This window comes from Kitasatospora phosalacinea (assembly GCF_000716545.1).
Taxonomy (GTDB): Bacteria; Actinomycetota; Actinomycetes; order Streptomycetales; family Streptomycetaceae; genus Kitasatospora; species Kitasatospora phosalacinea.
Map to the genome: position 1 here is coordinate 169,016 of NZ_JNWZ01000003.1, position 20,090 is coordinate 189,105.

19 protein-coding genes are annotated in these 20,090 nt (G+C 74.4%); 14 read left to right on the forward strand and 5 right to left on the reverse strand.

The genetic code is table 11. The features are described from left to right. Positions 1-87: 87 nt before the first annotated feature. On the forward strand, positions 88-1,503 hold the full coding sequence (locus tag OO48_RS02760) for a class II fumarate hydratase (protein ID WP_033212378.1): 1,416 nt from the start codon (positions 88-90) through the stop codon (positions 1,501-1,503). A 338-nt stretch (positions 1,504-1,841) separates the two neighbouring features. Here OO48_RS02760 and OO48_RS02765 read toward each other — a convergent pair whose 3' ends face one another. Further along, on the reverse strand, positions 1,842-2,261 hold the full coding sequence (locus OO48_RS02765; RefSeq protein WP_033212380.1) for an SPW repeat protein: 420 nt from the start codon (positions 2,259-2,261) through the stop codon (positions 1,842-1,844). Positions 2,262-2,431: 170 nt separating this feature from the next. Between OO48_RS02765 and OO48_RS02770 the strand changes: the two genes are divergently transcribed. From OO48_RS02770 to OO48_RS02805, 8 genes are all read left to right on the forward strand, one after another. Continuing rightward, positions 2,432-3,754: a phosphoribosyltransferase family protein gene (locus OO48_RS02770; RefSeq protein ID WP_033212381.1), complete on the forward strand. Its 1,323-nt coding sequence runs from the start codon at positions 2,432-2,434 to the stop codon at positions 3,752-3,754. Between the two features lie 133 nt (positions 3,755-3,887). Then, positions 3,888-5,099, forward strand: coding sequence for a 4-hydroxyphenylpyruvate dioxygenase (gene hppD / locus OO48_RS02775; protein ID WP_033212383.1), 1,212 nt, complete (start codon positions 3,888-3,890; stop codon positions 5,097-5,099). A 42-nt stretch (positions 5,100-5,141) separates the two neighbouring features. Beyond that, positions 5,142-6,329: a homogentisate 1,2-dioxygenase gene (locus OO48_RS02780; protein WP_033212385.1), complete on the forward strand. Its 1,188-nt coding sequence runs from the start codon at positions 5,142-5,144 to the stop codon at positions 6,327-6,329. Next, a complete protein-coding gene (locus OO48_RS02785; RefSeq protein WP_209439419.1) occupies positions 6,308-7,120 on the forward strand; it encodes a hypothetical protein in 813 nt (270 codons plus the stop codon). The genes OO48_RS02780 and OO48_RS02785 overlap by 22 nt, the downstream gene beginning before the upstream one ends. Beyond that, positions 7,117-8,337, forward strand: a complete 1,221-nt coding sequence (gene fahA / locus OO48_RS02790) for a fumarylacetoacetase (protein ID WP_033212386.1) — start codon at positions 7,117-7,119, stop codon at positions 8,335-8,337. Before OO48_RS02785 ends, fahA begins: the two co-directional genes overlap by 4 nt. A gap of 224 nt (positions 8,338-8,561) precedes the next feature. Then, positions 8,562-8,741, forward strand: a complete 180-nt coding sequence (locus OO48_RS02795) for a hypothetical protein (RefSeq protein ID WP_157845365.1) — start codon at positions 8,562-8,564, stop codon at positions 8,739-8,741. A 160-nt stretch (positions 8,742-8,901) separates the two neighbouring features. Then, positions 8,902-9,954: an enoyl-CoA hydratase/isomerase family protein gene (locus tag OO48_RS02800; RefSeq protein ID WP_033212389.1), complete on the forward strand. Its 1,053-nt coding sequence runs from the start codon at positions 8,902-8,904 to the stop codon at positions 9,952-9,954. Positions 9,955-10,065: 111 nt separating this feature from the next. Beyond that, complete coding sequence (locus tag OO48_RS02805; protein WP_033212391.1) at positions 10,066-10,842, forward strand: enoyl-CoA hydratase; 777 nt, start codon at positions 10,066-10,068, stop codon at positions 10,840-10,842. 123 nt (positions 10,843-10,965) lie between these two features. Here the strand turns inward: OO48_RS02805 and OO48_RS02810 are convergent, their stop codons facing one another. Together OO48_RS02810 and OO48_RS02815 are read right to left on the reverse strand one after the other, a co-directional pair. Further along, complete coding sequence (locus tag OO48_RS02810; protein ID WP_033212393.1) at positions 10,966-11,403, reverse strand: hypothetical protein; 438 nt, start codon at positions 11,401-11,403, stop codon at positions 10,966-10,968. Between the two features lie 130 nt (positions 11,404-11,533). Then, positions 11,534-13,438 (reverse strand): NAD-binding protein, encoded by a 1,905-nt coding sequence (locus OO48_RS02815; RefSeq protein ID WP_081951867.1) that lies wholly within the window; start codon positions 13,436-13,438, stop codon positions 11,534-11,536. 177 nt (positions 13,439-13,615) lie between these two features. Here OO48_RS02815 and OO48_RS02820 point away from each other — a divergent pair, with 177 nt between their 5' ends. Then, positions 13,616-14,215, forward strand: coding sequence for an HdeD family acid-resistance protein (locus tag OO48_RS02820; protein WP_033212397.1), 600 nt, complete (start codon positions 13,616-13,618; stop codon positions 14,213-14,215). A 168-nt stretch (positions 14,216-14,383) separates the two neighbouring features. Then, positions 14,384-14,719, forward strand: coding sequence for a hypothetical protein (locus OO48_RS02825; protein WP_033212399.1), 336 nt, complete (start codon positions 14,384-14,386; stop codon positions 14,717-14,719). Between the two features lie 76 nt (positions 14,720-14,795). On the opposite strand, the gene OO48_RS02830 is transcribed toward OO48_RS02825, so the two are convergent. Then, entirely contained in the window at positions 14,796-16,127 is a 1,332-nt protein-coding gene (locus OO48_RS02830) for a lipase family protein (RefSeq protein ID WP_033212400.1), read from the reverse strand. A 159-nt stretch (positions 16,128-16,286) separates the two neighbouring features. On the opposite strand from OO48_RS02830, the gene OO48_RS02835 reads away from it, so the two are divergent. After that, on the forward strand, positions 16,287-17,639 hold the full coding sequence (locus OO48_RS02835) for an RsbRD N-terminal domain-containing protein (protein WP_081951869.1): 1,353 nt from the start codon (positions 16,287-16,289) through the stop codon (positions 17,637-17,639). A 195-nt stretch (positions 17,640-17,834) separates the two neighbouring features. Here the strand turns inward: OO48_RS02835 and OO48_RS02840 are convergent, their stop codons facing one another. Further along, the gene (locus tag OO48_RS02840; RefSeq protein ID WP_033212401.1) at positions 17,835-18,464 is read right to left on the reverse strand and encodes a LysE family translocator; all 630 of its coding nucleotides are present in this window, start codon (positions 18,462-18,464) and stop codon (positions 17,835-17,837) included. 109 nt (positions 18,465-18,573) lie between these two features. On the opposite strand from OO48_RS02840, the gene OO48_RS02845 reads away from it, so the two are divergent. Then, positions 18,574-19,044, forward strand: coding sequence for an Lrp/AsnC family transcriptional regulator (locus OO48_RS02845; protein ID WP_033212403.1), 471 nt, complete (start codon positions 18,574-18,576; stop codon positions 19,042-19,044). A gap of 134 nt (positions 19,045-19,178) precedes the next feature. After that, the gene (locus OO48_RS02850) at positions 19,179-20,081 is read left to right on the forward strand and encodes a hypothetical protein (RefSeq protein ID WP_033212404.1); all 903 of its coding nucleotides are present in this window, start codon (positions 19,179-19,181) and stop codon (positions 20,079-20,081) included. Positions 20,082-20,090: the final 9 nt, after the last annotated feature.

Below are 20,090 nucleotides of genomic sequence, written 5' to 3' on the forward strand. Positions count from 1 at the left end.
GGGCCCGGTTCGCCGACACGCTGCCGCGGCGCGCCGGGAATGCCGGGCGCCCGTGGAAGGCTGACCGGTCCAGGAGGTGTACCGACCATGGCGGACGGACAGCAGGAACGGCAGTGGCGGACCGAGCACGACTCGATGGGCGAGGTGCGCGTCCCGGCGGCGGCGAAGTGGCGGGCGCAGACCCAGCGGGCGGTGGAGAACTTCCCGGTGTCCGGGCAGCGCCTGGAGCGCGCCCACATCGCGGCGCTGGCCCGGATCAAGGCGGCGGCGGCCACCGTCAACGCCGAACTGGGCGTCCTGGACGGGGAGACGGCCGCGGCGATCCGCTCGGCCGCCGAGGAGGTGGCCGAGGGCCGCTGGGACGACCAGTTCCCGGTGGACGTGTTCCAGACCGGGTCCGGCACCTCCTCCAACATGAACGCCAACGAGGTGATCGCCACCCTGGCCGCCGAGCGGCTGGGCCGCCCGGTCCATCCGAACGACCAGGTCAACGCCTCGCAGTCGTCGAACGACGTCTTCCCGTCCTCGATCCACATCGCGGCGACGGGCGCCGTCCTGCACGAGCTGGTCCCGGCCCTGGAGCACCTGGCGGGCGCGCTGGAGGCCAAGTCGGCGGAGTTCGCCGAGACGGTCAAGTCCGGCCGCACCCACCTGATGGACGCCACCCCCGTCACCCTCGGCCAGGAGTTCGGCGGCTACGCGGCCCAGGTCAGGTACGGCGTCGAGCGGCTGCACGCGACGCTCCCCCGGGTCGCCGAACTCCCGCTCGGCGGCACGGCCGTGGGCACCGGCATCAACACCCCGCCCGGTTTCTCCGCCGCCGTCATCGCCGAGGTCGCCCGGGCCACCGGCCTGCCGCTGACCGAGGCGCGCAACCACTTCGAGGCCCAGGGCGCCCGGGACGGCCTGGTCGAGCTGAGCGGCCAACTGCGCACCGTCGCCACCGGATTCACCAAGATCGCCAACGATCTGCGCTGGATGGGCTCGGGCCCGCGCACCGGCCTGGCCGAGATCAACCTCCCGGACCTGCAGCCCGGCTCCTCGATCATGCCCGGCAAGGTCAACCCCGTGCTGCCCGAGGTGGTCCTGATGGTCGCCGCGCAGGTCATCGGCAACGACACCACCGTCACGGTGGCCGGCGCGAGCGGGAACTTCGAGCTCAACGTGATGCTCCCCGTCATCGCCCGCAACGTGCTGGAGTCCGTCCGCCTGCTGGCCGCCGCCGCCCGCCTGCTCGCCGACCGCACCGTCTCCGGCATCACCGCCAACGCGGAGCGCGCCCGCGAGTACGCCGAGTCCTCCCCGTCCGTCGTCACCCCGCTCAACCGCTACCTCGGTTACGAGGAGGCGGCGAAGGTCGCCAAGCAGTCCCTCGCCGAACGCCGGACCATCCGCCAGGTCGTCCTCGACCGCGGCTACGTGGAGCGCGGCCTGCTCACCGAGGCGCAGCTCGACGAGGCGCTGGACGTGCTGCGGATGACCCGCCCGCAGGACGCCGGCTGACGGCCCGCCACCGACCCTCCGTCCGCCCGCGCCGCATCCTTCCGGCTCCCCCGGGTAGGAGGCGGGCGGAAGGGAAGGTGATCACATGGACGGTCGACTGTGGGTGATCCTCGGCGGCCTGTCCGTCCTGGCCGCCACGACGCTGGTCGCGGCGATCGGGCAGTGACGGACGGCGCGCCTCCCCGAATCCGCCACGCGGGGACACGCGGAGACACGTGAGGCCGCCCCGCCTCCCGGGGTGCGTCCCCGGGGGGGGCGGGGCGGCCTCCCGCACGAGGGGTACGGCGTGCGGGAGGGCGGTCCGGAACCCGCCCGGGCCGCCCCGTGAACCGCTCTGCCTACCTCCGGTGTCGGTTCGCCGCGCCGGAGACGACCATGCCGACCGCGGCCAGGGCCAGGCAGGTCATGACGCCGCCGGTGATGGCGTTGGTCAGGATGGTGCGGCGGATGTGCGCGCCGCCGTTGACCGCCCAGGGGGCGATGATCGTCCAGGCGCCGATCGCCACGCACGCCCAGGCGCGGGCGTGGGTGCGGCCGAAGGCGGAGCCGTAGCCGGCCATCAGGACGGCGTAGGCGATGCCGAGCACCAGGTTGCTGATGGTCAGGCCGGTGAAGCCGGAGAAGCCGACCACCCAGGGGGAGATCGCCAGGAAGAGGCCGGCGCAGATGGCGAGGGCTTCCGTCCCCTGCCCGGCGGTGCTGTAGGTGACGCGCTCCGCGTGTTCGCGCAGCGCCAGGATGTCCGGATGGTGTTCCATACCCGACGGCAACTGGGTCGACACCGGGACCACCTCCTCGTAGTCGGGACATGCGGGCCAATTGGCCGCTACCCGCCCTGGGCGATATGTAACGCTACTCGACGGTTTGTCCTTATTTTTTCCTTACCGGAACGCCCGGCGCGTACCGTGGGAAGCGGAGAGGTTCCGTCATGCACTTCACCGACCGGGCCGACGCGGGCCGCCGCCTCGCGGCCGCCCTGACCACGGAGATCACCGATCCGCGGCGCACCGTGGTGGTCGCCCTGCCGCGCGGCGGCGCACCCGTCGCCGCCGAGGTCGCGGCCGCGCTGGGCGCCGAACTGGACGTGTGCGTGGTGCGCAAGGTCGGCGTCCCGGGGCAGCCGGAAGTCGCGATGGGCGCGGTCGGCGAGGACGGCGCCCGGGTGGTGAACCAGGAGGTGGTGGACGCGGCGGGCGTGACGCCGGAGGCTTTCGCCGCCGTCGAGGCCCGCGAGCGGACCGAGCTGGCCCGTCGCGCGGCGGTCTACCGCCGGGGCCGGCCGCCGGTGCCGCTGGCGGGGCGGACGGTGCTGGTGGTGGACGACGGGGTCGCGACGGGGGCGTCCGCGCTGGCGGCCTGCCGGATCGTCCGGGCGCGCGGCGCCGCGCGGGTGGTGCTGGCGGTGCCGGTCGCCCCGCACGACTGGGCGCGGCGGCTGGGCGGCGCGGCGGACGGGTACGTGGCGGTGCACGCGCCGGAGGGGTTCGGGGCGGTCGGCGAGTTCTACCGGGACTTCCGCCAGACCACGGACGCCGAGGTGCTGGCCGCGCTCGACCGGCCGCGGCCGCCGGACGCCGGGCAGGACGGGGACGCCGGGCGGGACACCGGGTTCGAGGTGCCGCTCGCCGCCGGTCCGGCCGAGGTCGCGGTGCCGGCCGACCCGCTGGGCGTGGTGCTGTTCGCGCACGGCAGCGGCTCGGGCCGGGACAGCCCGCGCAACCGGGCGGTGGCCCGGCAGCTGCGGCGGGCGGGCCTGGCGACCGTCCTGTTCGACCTGCTGGCGCCCGGGGAGGCGGAGGAGCCGTGGAAGGTGTTCGACCCGGGGCTGCTGGGCGGGCGGCTGGTCGAGGCGACCCGGACGGTGCTGCGGCACCACGCGCTGGCGGGCCTGCCGTACGGCTGGTTCGGGGCGAGCACCGGCGCGGCGGCGGCGCTGTGGGCGGCGGCCGAACCGGACACCGCGCCGGCCGCGATCGTGGCGCGCGGGGGCCGTCCGGACCTGGCCCAGGCACGGCTGTCGCTGGTGACCACGCCGGTGCTGTTGATCGTGGGCGGCGCCGACCCCGAGGTGGTGGAGTTGAACCGGCGGGCCCGGGCCGAGCTGCGCGGCGAGAGCGCGCTCCAGGTCGTCCCGGGAGCGGGTCACCTGTTCGAGGAGCCGGGGGCGCTGGCGGCGGTGGCCGAGCTGGCCGCGCGGTGGTTCGTCCGCCGGCTCCCGTCCGCCGAAGGGGATGATCGGCCCCGCAGCTGAGCAATCCGTACAGCCGAAGCACCCCACCGCTGCTCATCTTGTACACATTGAGCAGCCGGATTCGGACCTGTTGCCCACCTCACCGAGCAGGAGCAAGCTCTGCGCAACCGACCTCGACGTGGAGGAGTGCCCCATGACCGCCGACGCCGCCGTTGAACTGACCCCCGAGGAGTTGCAGGCCGGTCTGACGGCCGAGCAGCTGCGCACCCTGGTGGGCCTGGTGGAGTACGACGCCTCGACCGACCCGTTCCCGGTGACCGCGCAGGACGCGGTCGTCTTCGTGGTCGGCAACGCGACCCAGACGGCGCAGTTCTACCAGGCCGTGTTCGGCATGGAGCTGGTGGCCTACTCCGGTCCGGAGACCGGCCGCCGGGACCGCAAGTCGTTCGTGCTGCGCTCGGGCTCCTGCCGCTTCGTGATCGAGGGCGGCGTGACGCCGGACAGCCCGCTGCTGGACCACCACCGCCGGCACGGCGACGGCGTGGTCGACCTGGCGATGGAGGTCCCGGACGTGGACAAGTGCATCGCGCACGCCCGCGCCCAGGGCGCCACCGTCCTGGAGGAACCGAACGACGTCTCGGACGAGCACGGCACGGTGCGCCGGGCCGCGATCGCCGCCTACGGCGAGACCCGGCACACCCTGGTCGACCGCTCCCGCTACACCGGCCCGTACCTGCCGGGCTACGTGGCCCGCGAGTCGACGGTGGTCCGCCCCGAGGGTGCGCCGAAGCGGCTGTTCCAGGCGCTCGACCACGCGGTGGGCAACGTGGAGCTCGGCAGGATGGACGAGTGGGTGTCGTTCTACAACCGGGTGATGGGCTTCGTGAACATGGCGGAGTTCGTCGGCGACGACATCGCCACCGACTACTCGGCGCTGATGTCGAAGGTCGTGGCGAGCGGCAACCACCGGGTGAAGTTCCCGCTGAACGAGCCGGCCGTGGCGAAGAAGAAGTCGCAGATCGACGAGTACCTGGAGTTCTACACCGGCCCGGGCTGCCAGCACATGGCGCTGGCCACCAACGACATCCTGACCACGGTGGACGTGCTGCGCTCGCGCGGCGTGGAGTTCCTGACCACCCCCGACTCGTACTACGAGGACCCGGAGCTGCGCGAGCGGATCGGCCACGTCCGCGTCCCGATCGAGGAGCTGCAGTCGCGCGGCATCCTGGTGGACCGCGACGAGGACGGCTACCTGCTGCAGATCTTCACCAAGCCGATCGGCGACCGGCCGACCGTCTTCTACGAGTTCATCGAGCGGCACGGTTCGCTGGGCTTCGGCAAGGGCAACTTCAAGGCGCTCTTCGAGGCGATCGAGCGCGAGCAGGACCGGCGCGGCAACCTCTGAGCAGCCTCCGACGAGCCACGGACGACAGGGAGAAGCAGGGCGATGGCGTACTACCGGCAGCTGGGCTCGGTGCCGCCCAAGCGGCACACCCAGCACCGCACCCCCGAAGGCGGCCTGTACTACGAGGAGTTGATGGGCGAGGAGGGCTTCTCCTCGGACTCCTCGCTGCTGTACCACCGGCACATCCCCTCGGCGGTGTCGGCCGCCTCGGTGTGGGAGCTGCCGGACCAGTCGACCACCGCCAACCTCCCGCTGCTGCCCCGCCACCTGAAGCTGCACGAGCTGTTCCCGGGCGAGGAGTGGAAGTCGGCGGACGCGGTCACCGGCCGCCGGCTCGTCCTCGGCAACGCGGACGTGCGGATCTCCTACGTCGCGGCGGGCGCGCCCAGCGAGCTGTACCGCAACGGGCTGGGCGACGAGTGCGTGTACGTGGAGTCCGGAACGGCCGTGCTGGAGACGGTGTTCGGGGCGCTGGACGTCGGGCAGGGCGACTACGTGCTGATCCCCCGGGCGACCACCCACCGCTGGGTGCCGACCGGGGACGAGCCGCTGCGCGCGTACTGCATCGAGGCCAACAGCCACATCACCCCGGCCCGCCGCTACCTGTCGAAGTTCGGCCAGCTGCTGGAGCACGCGCCGTTCTGCGAACGGGACCTGCGCGGGCCCGAGGGGCCGCTGCTGGTCGACGGCGGCGAGGTGGACGTGCTGGTCAAGCACCGCGGTCCGGACGGGGTCGCCGGGACGCGCTACACCGTCCCGAACCACCCGTTCGACGTGGTGGGCTGGGACGGCTGCCTGTACCCGTACGCGTTCAACATCGCGGACTACGAGCCGATCACCGGGCGGGTCCACCAGCCGCCGCCGGCCCACCAGGTGTTCGAGGGCGGCAACTTCGTGATCTGCAACTTCGTGCCGCGCAAGGTGGACTACCACCCGCTGTCGATCCCCGTGCCGTACTACCACGCGAACGTGGACAGCGACGAGGTGATGTTCTACTGCGGCGGGAACTACGAGGCCCGCAAGGGCTCCGGCATCGGACAGGGGTCGATCTCGCTGCACCCGGGCGGCCACACCCACGGCCCGCAGCCGGGCGCCTACGAGCGCTCGATCGGCGTGGAGTTCTTCGACGAGCTGGCGGTGATGGTGGACACCTTCCGCCCGCTGGAGCTCGGCGAGGCCGCCACCGCCGGCGAGGACCCGAACTACGCGTGGACCTGGGCGAGGCGATGAACGTACCCGAGCTGTACCGGGGGCTGTTCGACGACGCGGCGGTCTTCCCGCCCGGCGACCTGCCGCTGGCCGAGGCCGTCCCCGCGCACCGGGCGCACCGCGCCGGCTGGTACGCGGAGGCGGTCGGCCCGCTGCTCGCGCCCGTCGGCGCCCTGGCCGAACTGCGCGCGCTGGAGCCGGGGTTCGCAGTCGGACTGGTGGTCGGCCCGGGTCGGCTGGCCGAGGCGCTGAAGGCGGCCGAGGGCCTGGAGGTCGCCACCGTCGAGTACGCGGCGGGCGAGGACGTCCGGGCGGCGGTGGCCGAGCTGGACGCGCTGCTGCCCGAGGGCGTCGGGGCGGCCGTCGAGCTGCCCCGCTCGGAGCGGCTGGAGGACGGGCTGGACGCCCTGACCGGCACCCGCTACCGCGCCAAGTACCGTACCGGCGGCCTGGGTTACTCCGCCTTCCCGTCGGTGACCGAGCTGGCCGGCTTCCTGCTGGGCTGCGCCGAGCGCGCCCTGCCGTACAAGTGCACGGCGGGGCTGCACCACGCGGTGCGGTACACCGACCTGGGCACCGGCTACGAGCACCACGGCTTCCTCAACCTGCTGCTGGCGGCCGGGAGCCGCGACCGCGCGCAGGCCGTCGAACTGCTCGCCGAACGGGACGGCGCCCGACTGGCCACCGCCGTCGAGTCCCTGACGGAGCGTCAGGTAGCGGAGATCCGCGCCTCGTTCACCTCGTTCGGCACCTGTAGCATCGCCGAGCCGCTGGAAGACCTCGCCCGACTCGGCCTCCTGGAGACCCCTTGAGCACCACCGCCACCTGGCTCGACCTGCCCGCCGACTCCCCGTTCGGCGTCCACAACCTCCCCTACGGCGTCTTCACCGCCGCCGACCGGCCCGACCGGCGGCGGATCGGCGTCCGGGTCGGGGAGTGGGTGCTGGACGCGGGGGCGGCCGCCCGGGCGGTCGGCGCACCGTCCGCGCCGCTGGACGCGGAGAACCTCAACCCGCTGATGGCGTCCGGCCGTTCGACCTGGCGGGCGGTGCGCGCCGCACTCACCTCCTGGCTGACCGACCCGGCGCACCGGGCCGCCGTCGAGCCCTGCCTGCTGCCGCTGGCGGACGTCCGGCTGCACCTGCCGTTCGAGGTCGCCGACTACGTCGACTTCTACGCCTCCGAGCACCACGCCACCAACCTGGGGAAGATCTTCCGGCCGGGCCAGGAGCCGCTGACCCCCAACTGGAAGCACCTGCCGATCGGTTACCACGGCCGCGCCGGCACCGTGGTGGTCTCCGGCACCCCGGTGGCGCGCCCGCACGGCCAGCGCAAGGCCCCCGCCGACGCGGCGCCGAGCCACGGCCCGTCCCGCCGCCTGGACATCGAGGCCGAGGTCGCCTTCGTGGTCGGCACGCCCAGCCCGATGGGCCGCCCGGTGGCGCTGGACGCCTTCGCGGAGCACGTGTTCGGCGTCTGCCTGCTCAACGACTGGTCGGCGCGCGACCTCCAGGCCTGGGAGTACGTGCCGCTCGGCCCGTTCCTCGGCAAGTCCTTCGCCACCTCCGTCTCCCCCTGGGTGGTGCCGCTGGACGCGCTGGAGCACGCCCGGGTCGCCCCGCCGGAGCGCGACGTGGAGCCGCTGCCGTACCTGGACGACCGGAAGGCCGAGCCCTGGGGCCTGGACCTGGCGCTGGAGGTTTCGCTGAACGGGCACCTCATCTCCCGGCCGCCGTTCGCCACCATGTACTGGACCGCCGCCCAGCAGCTCGCCCACCTGACCGCCAACGGCGCGAGCCTGCGCACCGGCGACCTGTACGCCTCCGGCACGGTCTCCGGGCCCGAGCCGGAGACCCGGGGCGCGCTGATCGAGCTCACCTGGAACGGCGAGCACCCCCTCGAACTGCCCGACGGCACCGGTCGCACCTTCCTGGAGGACGGCGACGAGGTGTCCATCACCGCGACCGCCCCCGGGCCGGGGGGCTCGCGGGTCGGGTTCGGCGAGGTCACCGGAACGATCACCGGGTGACCCGCCGTGCCGCGGGTGCGCCCCCGACGTCCGCGCGACGTCAATGGCGCACCCGCAGCACGCCGCCGAACGGGTGAGATTCCGCGGCCGCAAACCCCTCCGCCACTAGAAGTTTGTCCCGACAGAACCAGCGGCCTCCCCCCGAGCCGGGCCTCCCACGCCCGGCGCCGAAGGGGCGGGCCGCGACCGTCCACGGACGACTCTCTTCCCCGGAGGACCCGATGATGAAGCTGCGCACCCTGGTCTGCGGAGCCGCGCTCGCCGCCGCCAACCTGCTGATGCCCGTACCGCAGGCCCAGGCGCTCCCGCCGGCCCCGCACCCCGTGCAGCTCTGCGGCTTCGCCCCGCGCCCGCTCGCCCCCGCCTCGCCGGTCCTGCTCGCCATGCCGCTGCGCCCCTGCTGAGCACGGACTCCCGACAGGCGGTCCGGGAGCGATCAGGGGCCCGGGGGGCGGCTGGCGCGCGGCCGCCGCTCCCCGGCCCCTGCGGCCCCGCGACCCCGCGGCCATCCGCTACGGTGCCCGGGAAGATCTTCGTACCAACCGACAGGCGGGAGCGGTGGCCATGGCGACCCCGGACAGCCAGCAGGACGTGCTGATCGAACGGACCGGCCCGCTCGGGCGGATCACCCTCAACCGGCCGCGCGCCCTCAACTCCCTGACCCGCGCCATGCTGGAGACCGTGCGCGCCGCCCTGGACGCCTGGGCCGGGGACGACGCCGTGACCGCCGTCCTGCTGACCGGCGCGGGCGAGCGCGGCCTGTGCGCGGGCGCCGACATCCGCGCCGTCCACGACGACGCCAAGCTCGGCGGCGCGGGCACCCGGGCGTTCTTCCGGGTCGAGTACCCGCTCAACGAGCTGGTCTCCCGCTACCCCAAGCCGTACGTCGCGCTGATGGACGGCATCACCATGGGCGGCGGCGTCGGCCTCTCCGGGCACGCCGGCGTCCGGGTGGTCACCGAGCGCTCGGCCGTCGCCATGCCGGAGACCCGGATCGGCCTCGTCCCGGACGTCGGCGGCAGCCGCCTGCTGGCCCTCGCCCCCGGCGAACTCGGCACCCACGTCGGCCTCACCGCCGCCACCATGACCGCCGGCGACGCCCTGCACTGCGGCTTCGCCGACCACTTCCTGCCCTCCGCCGCGCTGCCCGCCCTCACCGAGCGGCTCACCGCCGGGGACGACCCCGCCAAGGCGGTCGCCAAACTCGCCGAGCTCGCCCCGGCGTCCGCGCTCGCCGCCCAGCACGAGTGGATCGACCACTGCTACGCCGCCGACAGCGTCGAGGAGGTCCTGGAGCGGCTGCGCGCCACCGGCCTGCCCGCCGCCGAGGAGGCCGCCGCGCAACTGCTCGGCAAGTCCCCCACGATGCTCAAGGTGACGCTCGCCGCGCTGCGCCGGGCCCGCGCCCTGCCCTCGCTGGCCGCCGTCCTCGACCAGGAGTACCGGATCTCCTGCGCCGCGCTGGCCCACCACGACCTGGTCGAGGGCATCCGCGCCCAGGTCGTCGACAAGGACCGCGACCCGCACTGGTCCCCCGCCACCCTGGCGGAGGTCACCGCCGCCGACGTCGCCCGGTTCTTCGCCGTCCCCGCCGACGGGGACCTGGGGCTGGCCTGACGCCCCCGGGGTGACCATCGTCTCGCCTGTCGAGACTGGCATCCGGGGCGGCGTTCGGAGATCGTATCCAGCGGCAGAGGTTCCGCTCAGCGTGGAGAGGAAGAAGCGGCGATGACCGAGTACGAGACGATCCTGGTGGACCGCAAGGGCCGGGTCGGCATCATCACCCTCAACCGGCCCGAGGCGCTCAACGCGCTCAACACCCGGCTGATGAACGAGGTGGTGGCGGCCGCCAAGGACTTCGACCGCGACCCGGAGATCGGCGCGCTGGTGGTCACCGGCTCGGCGAAGGCCTTCGCGGCCGGCGCCGACATCAAGGAGATGCAGGACAACCGCTTCCCCGCCGTCTACCTCGACGACTGGCTCGGCCCCTGGGACGAACTGGGCCGGCTGCGCAAGCCGGTCGTCGCCGCCGTCGCGGGCTACGCGCTGGGTGGCGGCTGCGAGTTGGCGATGCTCTGCGACATCCTGATCGCCGCCGACACCGCCAAGTTCGGCCAGCCCGAGATCAAGCTCGGCGTCATCCCCGGCATCGGCGGCTCCCAGCGGCTGACCCGCGCCGTCGGCAAGGCCAAGGCCATGGACCTGTGCCTGACCGGCCGGACGATGGGCGCCGAGGAGGCCGAGCGCTCCGGCCTGGTCTCCCGCGTCGTCCCCGCCGAACAACTCCTCCCGGAGGCCCTGGCCGTCGCCGAGGCCGTCGCCGCGATGTCGCTGCCCGCCGCCGTGATGATGAAGGAGTCCGTCAACCGCGCCTTCGAGACCACCCTCGCCGAGGGCGTCCGCTTCGAACGCCGGCTCTTCCACGCCGCCTTCGCCACCGCCGACCAGAAGGAGGGCATGGCGGCCTTCGCCGAGAAGCGCGCGGCCACCTTCACCAACGGCTGACCCGCCGCAGCGCGCGCCCGGTCGTACGGGCCGGGGCCGTGCGGGGCGGCCGGGGCACCGACCGCCCGGCCGGCTACTCGCTGCCGTACCGGAGCACCTTGCCCCCGTCGCCGACGTCCACGATCACCAGGTCGGCGCCGGTGCCGTACTCGAACTGGGAGCTGCCGCCCTGGCCGCCGTGCGGCGCGAACCGCGGTTCGGCGGTCGGGGGGCGGCCGACCTGCGGTTGCCGCAGGAAGCGGTCGGCGGCCGTCCGAAGGCCGGCACCGCGCACAGGCCGATCGGCACGAACATCAGGATGTTCATCCGCCCCTGCTCGGTGTCGAGCACGAACGCCAGGTCGGAGCTGATCCCGCACACCGGGTACGTGCTGCCGCGCTGCCCGGTCGGGTAGAAGGTGGCGGTGAGTTCGCCGGCCGGCGCGACGCCGAGCAGCACGGTGGACGGCCGCGGCAGCCCGTACCGGCGGGCGAGCCACCAGGCGGCGGGGCCGAGCAGCAGGGCGAGGACGGCGAAGGCCGGGACCATGCCCTGCTTTCCGTGCAGGATGGCGCTGATCATCGTTGCCCCGTCAGGACGTTCCGCCGAGAGCCGTCCGGATGCTCAGTGAACTAGCCTGCCGATCACGTCACTTGACGGAGCGTCATCGCGTGGTCCGTCTTCGAACGATCCGTTCCGCGGGATCATGCCGTCATTGGATGACGCGCGCAAGTCCGGCCCGGGTCGCGGCGACCACGATCCGGTCGCCGGGGGTCAGCCGCCGGGAGCGGTCGGCGAAGTTCCACTGGTGGTCCTGCGGGCGGCGGTGCAGCCGGACGGCGAGGACCCGGACGCCACCGGGACCCTCCAGGTCGCCGGTGTTCTGGCCGTCCAGGCCGGAGCCCTCCTCGACGGTGAGCTCGGCGATCAGCAGCACGTGCCGGAAGACCGAGAGGGTGCCGAGCACTTCGCGCCCCATCAGGGCGGCGGCGAAGGCGGGGGCGGCCAGGTAGGAGACCGAGCGGGAGGCGACGTTGCCGAGGGTGGCGTACACGTGGTGGGCGAAGTCGTCGTCGAACAGCCGCACCACGATCCGGACTTCGGGGCGGACGGCGCGGGCCTCCAGGGCGGCTTCCAGGTTGGCGGCGTCGTCGGAGGTGACGGCGACCACGGCGCGGGCGTGCTTGACCCGGGCCTGCTTGAGCTGGGCCTCCAGCGGGCCCTCGCCGATCAGGACGGGGATGCCGAGGGCGCGGGCGGCGGCGATGCCCCGGGCCTGCGGGTCGCGTTCCAGGCAGACCACCGGCAGGCCGGTGGCGCGCACCAGGGCGGCGACCCGGGTGCCGACGTTGCCGAGGCCGACCACGATGACGTGGTCGCGGGTGCGGGCCCCGGGCGGGCGGGGGACGCCGCGCCGACCGCTGGCCAGCGCCTCGACCACGATGGCGGTGGCGACGGGGACGAAGGTGATCCCGCAGAAGGTGATCAGCACCTGGGCGGCCCGGGCCCAGGAGTCGCCGAGCACCTGCTGCCCGGGCACGTCGGGCTGGACGGCGCCGGCCGCGTCGAGCAGCGTGAAGTACACCGTCCAGCCGAAGCCGCCGGGGTGGCTGCTGTGCCGGGCCAGCACCAGCCCGCCGAGCAGGATCGCCACGAACGCGCTGATCAGGATCATCCGCAGCCGGGTGTTGGTGAAGTGCTTGAGCCCGTCGAGCAGCCACCACTTGAGCCGCTTGCGCAGCGGCGGGCGCAGCGGGGGTTCGGTGTCGAGGGTCTGCAGGGCGGCCAGCCCGCCGGATTCGTGGGCGGGCGCCAGGTCCGGACGGCCGGTCGCCCCCAACCCTTCGCCGCCGCCCATGAGTTCGGCGATCCGGATGAATTCGGCGGCCCGGCCGCCGGTCTCGGGCAGCAGCCGCAGCCGGCTGAGGTCCCGGCGGTCGATCCGGTCGGCGACCAGGCAGATCTGGTCGGGCCGGATGTCGCCGTCGTAGGCGACGTACAGCTGCCGGCCGCCGACCTCGACGGTGTGCGGGTGGCCGAGGGCGCCGTTGGCGAAGGCGGGGGCGGCGGTGGCGGAGCCGGAGAGCGCGGCGCAGTTGGGGAGCAGCTTCTCCAGGTGTTCGCCGAGGCGCTGGTTGAAGATCCGCAGCACGATCCGGACGCCCGGGTTGCGGTTCTCGGCGGCGAGCGCGGCGTGGATGTTCTCCTGGTCGGTGCCGTCCATCAGCGCGATGCCGCGGGCGTGCGCGACGTCGGCCGCGCCGAGCGCCTCGCCGGTGACCGTGGAGTGCTCCAGCACGGCCCGGACGCCGGGGATCTGGGCGATCGCCGGCCCGTGCTCGCGGGAGCGGTCGGGGACCACGGCGATCACCGGGACCTCGTACTGCTCGGTGAGCTCCAGGATCAACCGGTGCGCGAGCGAGTTGCCGCCGCACACGATGTAGTGCCCGCCGCCCGGCTCCCCGGCGTCCCCGTCCCCCTCGGCCCCGCGCGGCCCGGGCACGACCGCCGCCTCGTCGGCCGTCCCCGTACTAGCCGCCGCCTCGCCGGCCGCCCCCGCACCGGTGCCCGTACCGGCCGCCCCGTCCTCCGGGCTCCCCCGCCCCTGGTCCGTCATAGCGTCCGATGGTAGACGGCCGCCCGGGCAGCCGGGTGAACGGACGGTAGCGGATCCGGGTGCGAACGGGGCGGCCCGTTCGTCCGTCCGGCGGATCCCGCCGCGCCCCGGGGGTGGTGGGGCGCGGAGGCTGGGGGGTGTGCCGTGTCCGTTCCGTCCAGCCCCCTCGGAGGAGCCATGAGTGCCCCGTACCGGATCGACTCCCGTGACGACCTGCCCGGGCCGTTCCAGCAGCTGGCCCGGCTGGCCTGGCAGGCGGTGCTGGCGGGCGGGCTGATCTCGCTGGCGCTGGGGGTGGTCGTGCTGGTGTGGCCGAAGCAGACGCTGTGGGTGGTCGGCGTGCTGTTCGGCCTGTACCTGCTGGTGATCGGCGTGGTGCAGCTGGTGGGGGCGTTCGGCACCCACGCGTCGACGGCGCTGCGGGTGCTGGCGTTCGTCAGCGGTGCGATCTGCGTGCTGCTGGGCCTGCTGTGCTTCCGTTCGGCGGCCCAGTCGGTGCTGCTGCTGGCGCTGTGGATCGGCATCGGCTGGCTGTTCCGCGGCATCACGCACCTGGCGGCGGTGGCCTCGGACCCGATGATGCCGGCCCGCGGCTGGCAGGGTTTCGTCGGCGGCCTGAGCGTGCTGGCGGGCATCGTGCTGATGGTCTGGCCGGCCCACTCGATCACCGCGCTGGCGGTGCTGGCAGCCTGCGGCCTGGTGGTGATCGGCGTCACCGAGATCATCGCGGCGCTGCGGATCCGCAGCGCCGCCCGGCAGTACCCGAGCGAACTCTGAGCTCCCGCACCGCGGAGGGGCCCGTCCACCGGCCGGTGGACGGGCCCCTCCGTCATGTGATCCACCTCTCGTCCCGCCGGGGCCCGGGGATGTCACATCCCGGGCCGCCGATCCCTCTCAGTACCGGAAGTCACCACGTCGTTCCGGCTCTGGAGAAAGATCACTGGCATGGAGATCCTGCGGTACGTGTTCCTCGTGTTCCACCTGTTCGGGTTCGCCGCGATCCTGGGCGGGATCTTCTACCAGCTGCGGGGGAAGGACCCGGTGACGGGCGGGTACATGGTGACCAGCGCGGTGGTGCAACTGGTCACCGGCGTCGGGCTGATCTGGACCAGGCACGCGCTGGACCTGCCGGTCTCGGACCCGAAGATGGCCGTGAAGCTGGCCCTGGACGTGCTGGTGGCGGCGGTCGCCCTGATCGGCATGCGCAACCGGAAGCCGTGGCCGTTCTTCGCGGTGGCCACGTTCACGGCGGCCGCGGTCGTGGTGGCCGTCGTCTGGTGAGCGGGCCCCGGTGAGCGAGCTCCGCGGAGCCGACCGCCCCGCACGGGGTTCGGGGCGGTCGGCTCCGCGGTCCCGGCTACTTCCCGGCCGGGGCCGGGCGCTCGGGGGCGAGCGAGTTGCCGGCCGGGATGCGGCCGCAGTCGGACGGGGCGGCCTTGCCGGCGAAGCGGTCGTTCAGGTAGAGCACGGCGGTGGGCGCCCACGGGACGGCCGTGCCGAGGTGGCTGAGCAGGTCGTACTGCTGGTACTTGACGGCGCCGTTGCCGGTGGCGCAGTACTGCCGGGCCAGGGCGCGGACGTCGCCGGCCACCATCACGCCGTCGCCGGTGCCGATGCCGGGGAGGTTGCTGAAGGTGCCCTCCAGGACGCCGCCGTTGCCCTGCGCGATGTAGCCGGGGACGGTGGGGGTGGGGGCGGAGCCGAGGTTGACCTTGTTGACGGCCGCCAGGTACTCGGGGATCGAGTTCGGGTCGGCGTAGGCGGGCTTGGCGAGCTTCTGCCAGGTCAGGCCGGGGTACTGGCCGAGCGCGTTGACGATCGAGGCGTCCTTCGTCTTGGCGAACACCTCCTTGCCGTAGTCGCTCAGGTAGGGCGTCAGGTCGAAGCCGTAGGCGCGGGCCACGCCGGTGATCGCCATCGGGATGACGCCGGGCCACACCACTCCCCCGGCCACGTACTTCAGGTTGTGCGCGGGGTCGACCAGCAGGCCGCCCTCGGCGAAGCCGACCAGGCGGCGGTTGACGTCGGGGGCGTAGGAGGGGGCGAGCGCGGCGGCCCAGTTGGTGGCGATCGCGCCGCCGGAGTAGCCGATCATGCCGAACCTGGTGTCGCCGTCCAGGCCGGTGGCGGGCGAGGCGGAGGCGGCCCGGATCGAGTCCAGCGTGGTGGTGCCGTACTCGGGTCCGGCGGCGAAGTCGGCGCTCTGCCCCTCGGTGTCGGGGATCACCACGTCGTAGCCCTGGAGCACGAACGGGACGACGAACAGCGCCTCGGCGTTGGCGATCGCGCCGCCCAGGCTGACGTCGCCGGCCACCGCCCGGGACGGGGCGTGCTCGGGGTTCAGCGAGTCGTAGAAGGACTGGTACGAGACGGCCCGGCTGCCGTCGCCGCCCAGCCCGCGCACCACGGTGGTGACGCCGGCGCTGGGGCGGCCCTGCGCGTCGGTGGTGCGGAACAGCAGTTGGACGGCCCGCACGGGGGTGGCCAGCCCGAGCAGGTGGTACGAGAGGGTGCGGGTCTTGAGCACGGTGCCGGGCGCGTACGACGACAGCGGGGCGGCGCCGTCGTACGCGTAGAACGGGTCGGCCGCGGTGGTGGCGGTCGTCGCGGCGGCGGTGGCGACGGGGGCGGCGGTGGCGATCGCGGCGGCGGCGAGGGCGGTGGCGATCAGCCGGGCGGCTCGGTTCATGGCGGTTCCCGTTTCTGGGTGGGGGGTGGGGGCGCGCGACCTGAACAAGGTGGGGGATCGCAGGAGTTACCTACGGGTAGGTAACCTCCGGGGAACCATCATGAACGCGCCGCGCGGCCTCGTCGCCGGGCCGCCGCACAGAGATTCGCGAGGTGGATTGTGACCGCACCCAAGACCGGGGCCGACGCCCACACCACCCCCGGACCCGGCCCGTCCACTCCCGGACCCGGCCCGTCCGTCCCCGAACCCGGCCCGTCCGTCCCCGAACCCGGCCCGTCCGCCGCCGAACTCGCCGACGACGGGCCCCGGTTCGGCGGCCGGCCGGTCCACCTCCGGCTGCTCGCGCTGGCGCCCGCGCTGGCCGGCGAGGTGATGGTCCGGCTGCTGGACCGGCTCCCGGCCTACCACTCGCTGCCGCCCGAGCAGCTGCGCGGCGAGATCACCCGTCAGGTCGAGCGCGGCATCCGGTCGTTCGTCGAGGTGCTGCGCACCGGCGTGCTGCCCGGCGAGGCCGAACTCGCCCGGATCCGGGAGTCCTCGGCCCGCCGCGCCGACGAGGGCGTGCCGCTGGAATCCGTGGTCGGCGCCTACCACCTGGGCGCCCAGCTGTGCGCGGCCCGCGTCCTGGCCGAAGCCTCCCCCACCGACCTGCCCGACGTCGCCACCGCGCAGGACCGCCTCCTCGGCTACCTGCGGGTGGTCAGCTGCGCGGTCGCCGCCGGGTACGTGCAGGAGCGGCAGGCCGCGCTCGGCGGCGAACAGGTCTCCCGGCAGGCCCTGCTCTCCCGGCTGCTGGAGGGCGGTGACCCGCGCGCCGCCGCCGACCGGGCCGGCATCCGGCTGCCCGCGCGCTACCTGGTGCTCTCGCTGGCGATCGGCCCGCACCCCGACGAGGGCCGCCCCGGCGTCAACCGATCGGTCGTCGCCCGTCGCAAACTCCGGCGCCTGCGCGCCGAGTTGGAGCGCCGCACGGACGAGGTGCCGCTGGCCGCGCTGTCCGCCGACGGCGGCCCGGTGCTGCTGCCCGACGACTCCCGCGGACCGGTCCCCGACCGCACCGCGCTGGCCGCCCTGCTCGAACGGCTCGCCCGGGCCTGCGGCGCCGAACTGACGGCCGGCGCCACCGTCGCCGCCCCCGCGGAGGTCGCCGCCGCGGCCCGGCTGGCCGCCGAGATCCGCCAGGTCGCCGAGGCCACCGGACGCGGCCCCGGCCCGCACCTGCTCGACGACGTCCTGGTCGAGTACCAGCTCAGCCGCCCCGGACCGGCCCGCGACGCCCTCGCCGCGCTGCTCGCCCCGCTCGCCGCCCGCCCCGAACTCCTGGGCACCCTGCGGGCGTTCCTCACCTGCGGCCTCGACCGCCGCCGCACCGCCGCGAAGCTGCAGGTGCACCCCAACACCGTCGACTACCGCCTGCGCCGCACCGCCGACCTCACCGGCCTGGACGCCGTCCGCGGCCCCGACCTGCTCACCCTCCGCGCGGCGCTCGCGGCGCACGACACGGCTCCTTGAGAACGGCGGGACGCGCGATCAGGGGCTCGGGGAACGGCGGGGCCGTGGCTGCCGGCGGTGCGCCTGCCGGAGCGCGCACCGGCTTCGGGCTCCGTCACGGACACGCAGCAGCACGGTCCTCCGACGGGCTCCGGCCACCAGCAGCATCGACTCGGCGTTCCCCGGGCCCCTGCTGTGGTCGCTCTCCCCGTCCGCTCAGGCCGCCGCCGTGACGCCCGCGACCGCGAGCAGCAGGACCGCCGAGACCGCCGAGAGGCGGCGGGCCGCCGTCGGGGTGCCGCCGACGCGGTTGCCGAGGCGGGCCGCGCAGAGGGCCACCGCCGTGTAGACGGCGGCGCAGCACAGGACGTTGACCGCGCCGAGTGCCGCGACCTGGCCGCCGACCGGCAGGGTGGCGCCCGGGGTGACGAACTGCGGCACCAGCGACAGGTACAGCAGCAGGCCCTTGGGGTTGAGGAGCGCGGTCAGCAGGGACTGGCGCAGCACCGTCCGGGCCGGCTGCGGCCGGGCCGCCGCGACGGACGGACCGGTCCCGCCGCGGCGCAGGGCGAGCAGCATGCCGACGGCGAGGAACGCCAGGTAGCCGGCGCCGGCCAGCCGCAGCGCGGGGAGCAGGGCGGGGACGGCGCGCAGGGCGGCGGCGAGGCCGGCGGCGGAGAGCAGGGTGTGCACGGCGTAGCCCGCGCAGACGCCGGTGACGGCGGTGAGCGCGGTGCGGCGGCCCTGGCCGAGGCCGCGGGCGACGATGTACAGCCAGTCGGGGCCGGGCGTGCAGACCAGCAGCACGTCGACGCCGAGGAAGAGCAGCAGGGCGTGCGGGTCCATGGCACCTTCAGTGGGGGAAATCTCAACACCTGGACGCTATCCGTCCGGCGTTGGCAGCCGATGTCCCGTTTCCGCTGGTCATGGCCCCGCTCTGGCAGAATGTTGCGCCATGGACCGCATCGACCGCAGAATCCTCCACGAGCTCCAGCAGGACGGCCGGATCAGCAACGCCGAGCTGGCCGACCGGGTGGGGCTGACCCCGTCGCCGTGCCTGCGCCGGGTGCGCCACCTGGAGGAGCAGGGGGTGATCCGCGGCTACCGGGCGCGGCTCGACCCGGCCGCCGTCGGGCGCGGCTTCCAGCCCTTCGTCACGGTGGTGATGCGGCACGAGGACCGGGCCACCGTCGGCGAGTTCGAGCGGCGGGTGGCGGAGCTGCCGGAGGTGGTGGAGGCGCACCGGCTGTTCGGCGACCCGGACTACCTGCTGCGGGTCGCGGTGGCCGATCTCGCCGCGTACGAGCGCTTCGTCACCGACGTGCTCTCCGGCCTGCCGGGCATCGCGCAGGTGCACTCGCACCTGACGATGAAGCAGGTGAAGGCGGACGCGGGCATCCCGGTGGAACCGGCGGCGCGCGGCTGAGGGCGGCGAGCCCCCGCCGCGCTTCGGATCACCGCTTCCGGTCCGATTGACGGATCGGATTCCGGTGATCTCCGCGGCGGGCCTCCCCTGCGCCCGGTACGGTCGCAACTCCCATGAGAAAACCGGAGGTTGACGTGTACCGTGACCCCGCCCCCAGCCCCACCGACACCACGGACGCCGTGCTGACCGGGCTGACCGGCCTGCAGACCGCCTACCTGCGGGGGCCGGCCCTGCAGACGCCCGACGACGCCCAGGCACTGGCCGAACTGGAGGCGCTGGCGGGCGTCCTGCGGCGGGCGCTGGTCGAGCTGGAGCGCGACCGCCCGCTGACCGACCTGTCCCCGTACGTGCTGGCCGGGCTGGTGCGGGAGGTGCTGCGGGAGATCGGCCGGCTGACGGCGGGCCACGAGCGGCGGCCCGGGCGGCAGGCCCGGCGGGCCCTCGCCGACTGGGGGCAGGGCGCCGGGCAGGGCGCCTTCACCGCCGTCGCCGACCTGCGGCGGGTGCTGGTCGCCCGGCTCCAGGCCCGCGACGCGGCCCTGCTCGCCGCCCAGCAGCCCGCGCCCCGGCAGGCGCCCGCCCCGCCGGTGCAGCGCACCAATCGGGATATCCTGGCCGGTGAGTTCGCCCTCGCCCTGCGCGAGGCCGCCCCGCAGGGGACGCACACCGTGGTCCGGGCCATCCTGGTGGCCGGAGGCCGGGTCTACCGGGGACGCAACGACGGCAGCGCCCTGCTGAACCTGACCTACGCCGTGGTCAGCCGCCGGGTCGACCGCCTGGAGACCTGGTCGGTGGGGAACTGCGCCGAGGTGCACGCCCTCGACCGGTTCATCCACGCCCAGGGCTTCACCACCGAGGACCAGGTGGTCGCCGCTTTCCAGACCGTCCCCGCGGCCTTCCCCGACAGCTTGATCGTCGCGATGGACGCGCGGGGCCACGACGTCCGCTCCTGGGTCAAGCGCATCCCCTGCGAGAACTGCCGGCAGTGGCTGGCCTCGCTCGGCATCAAGGCCGACACCCAGGGCGCCGTCGGCTGACCCGGGCCG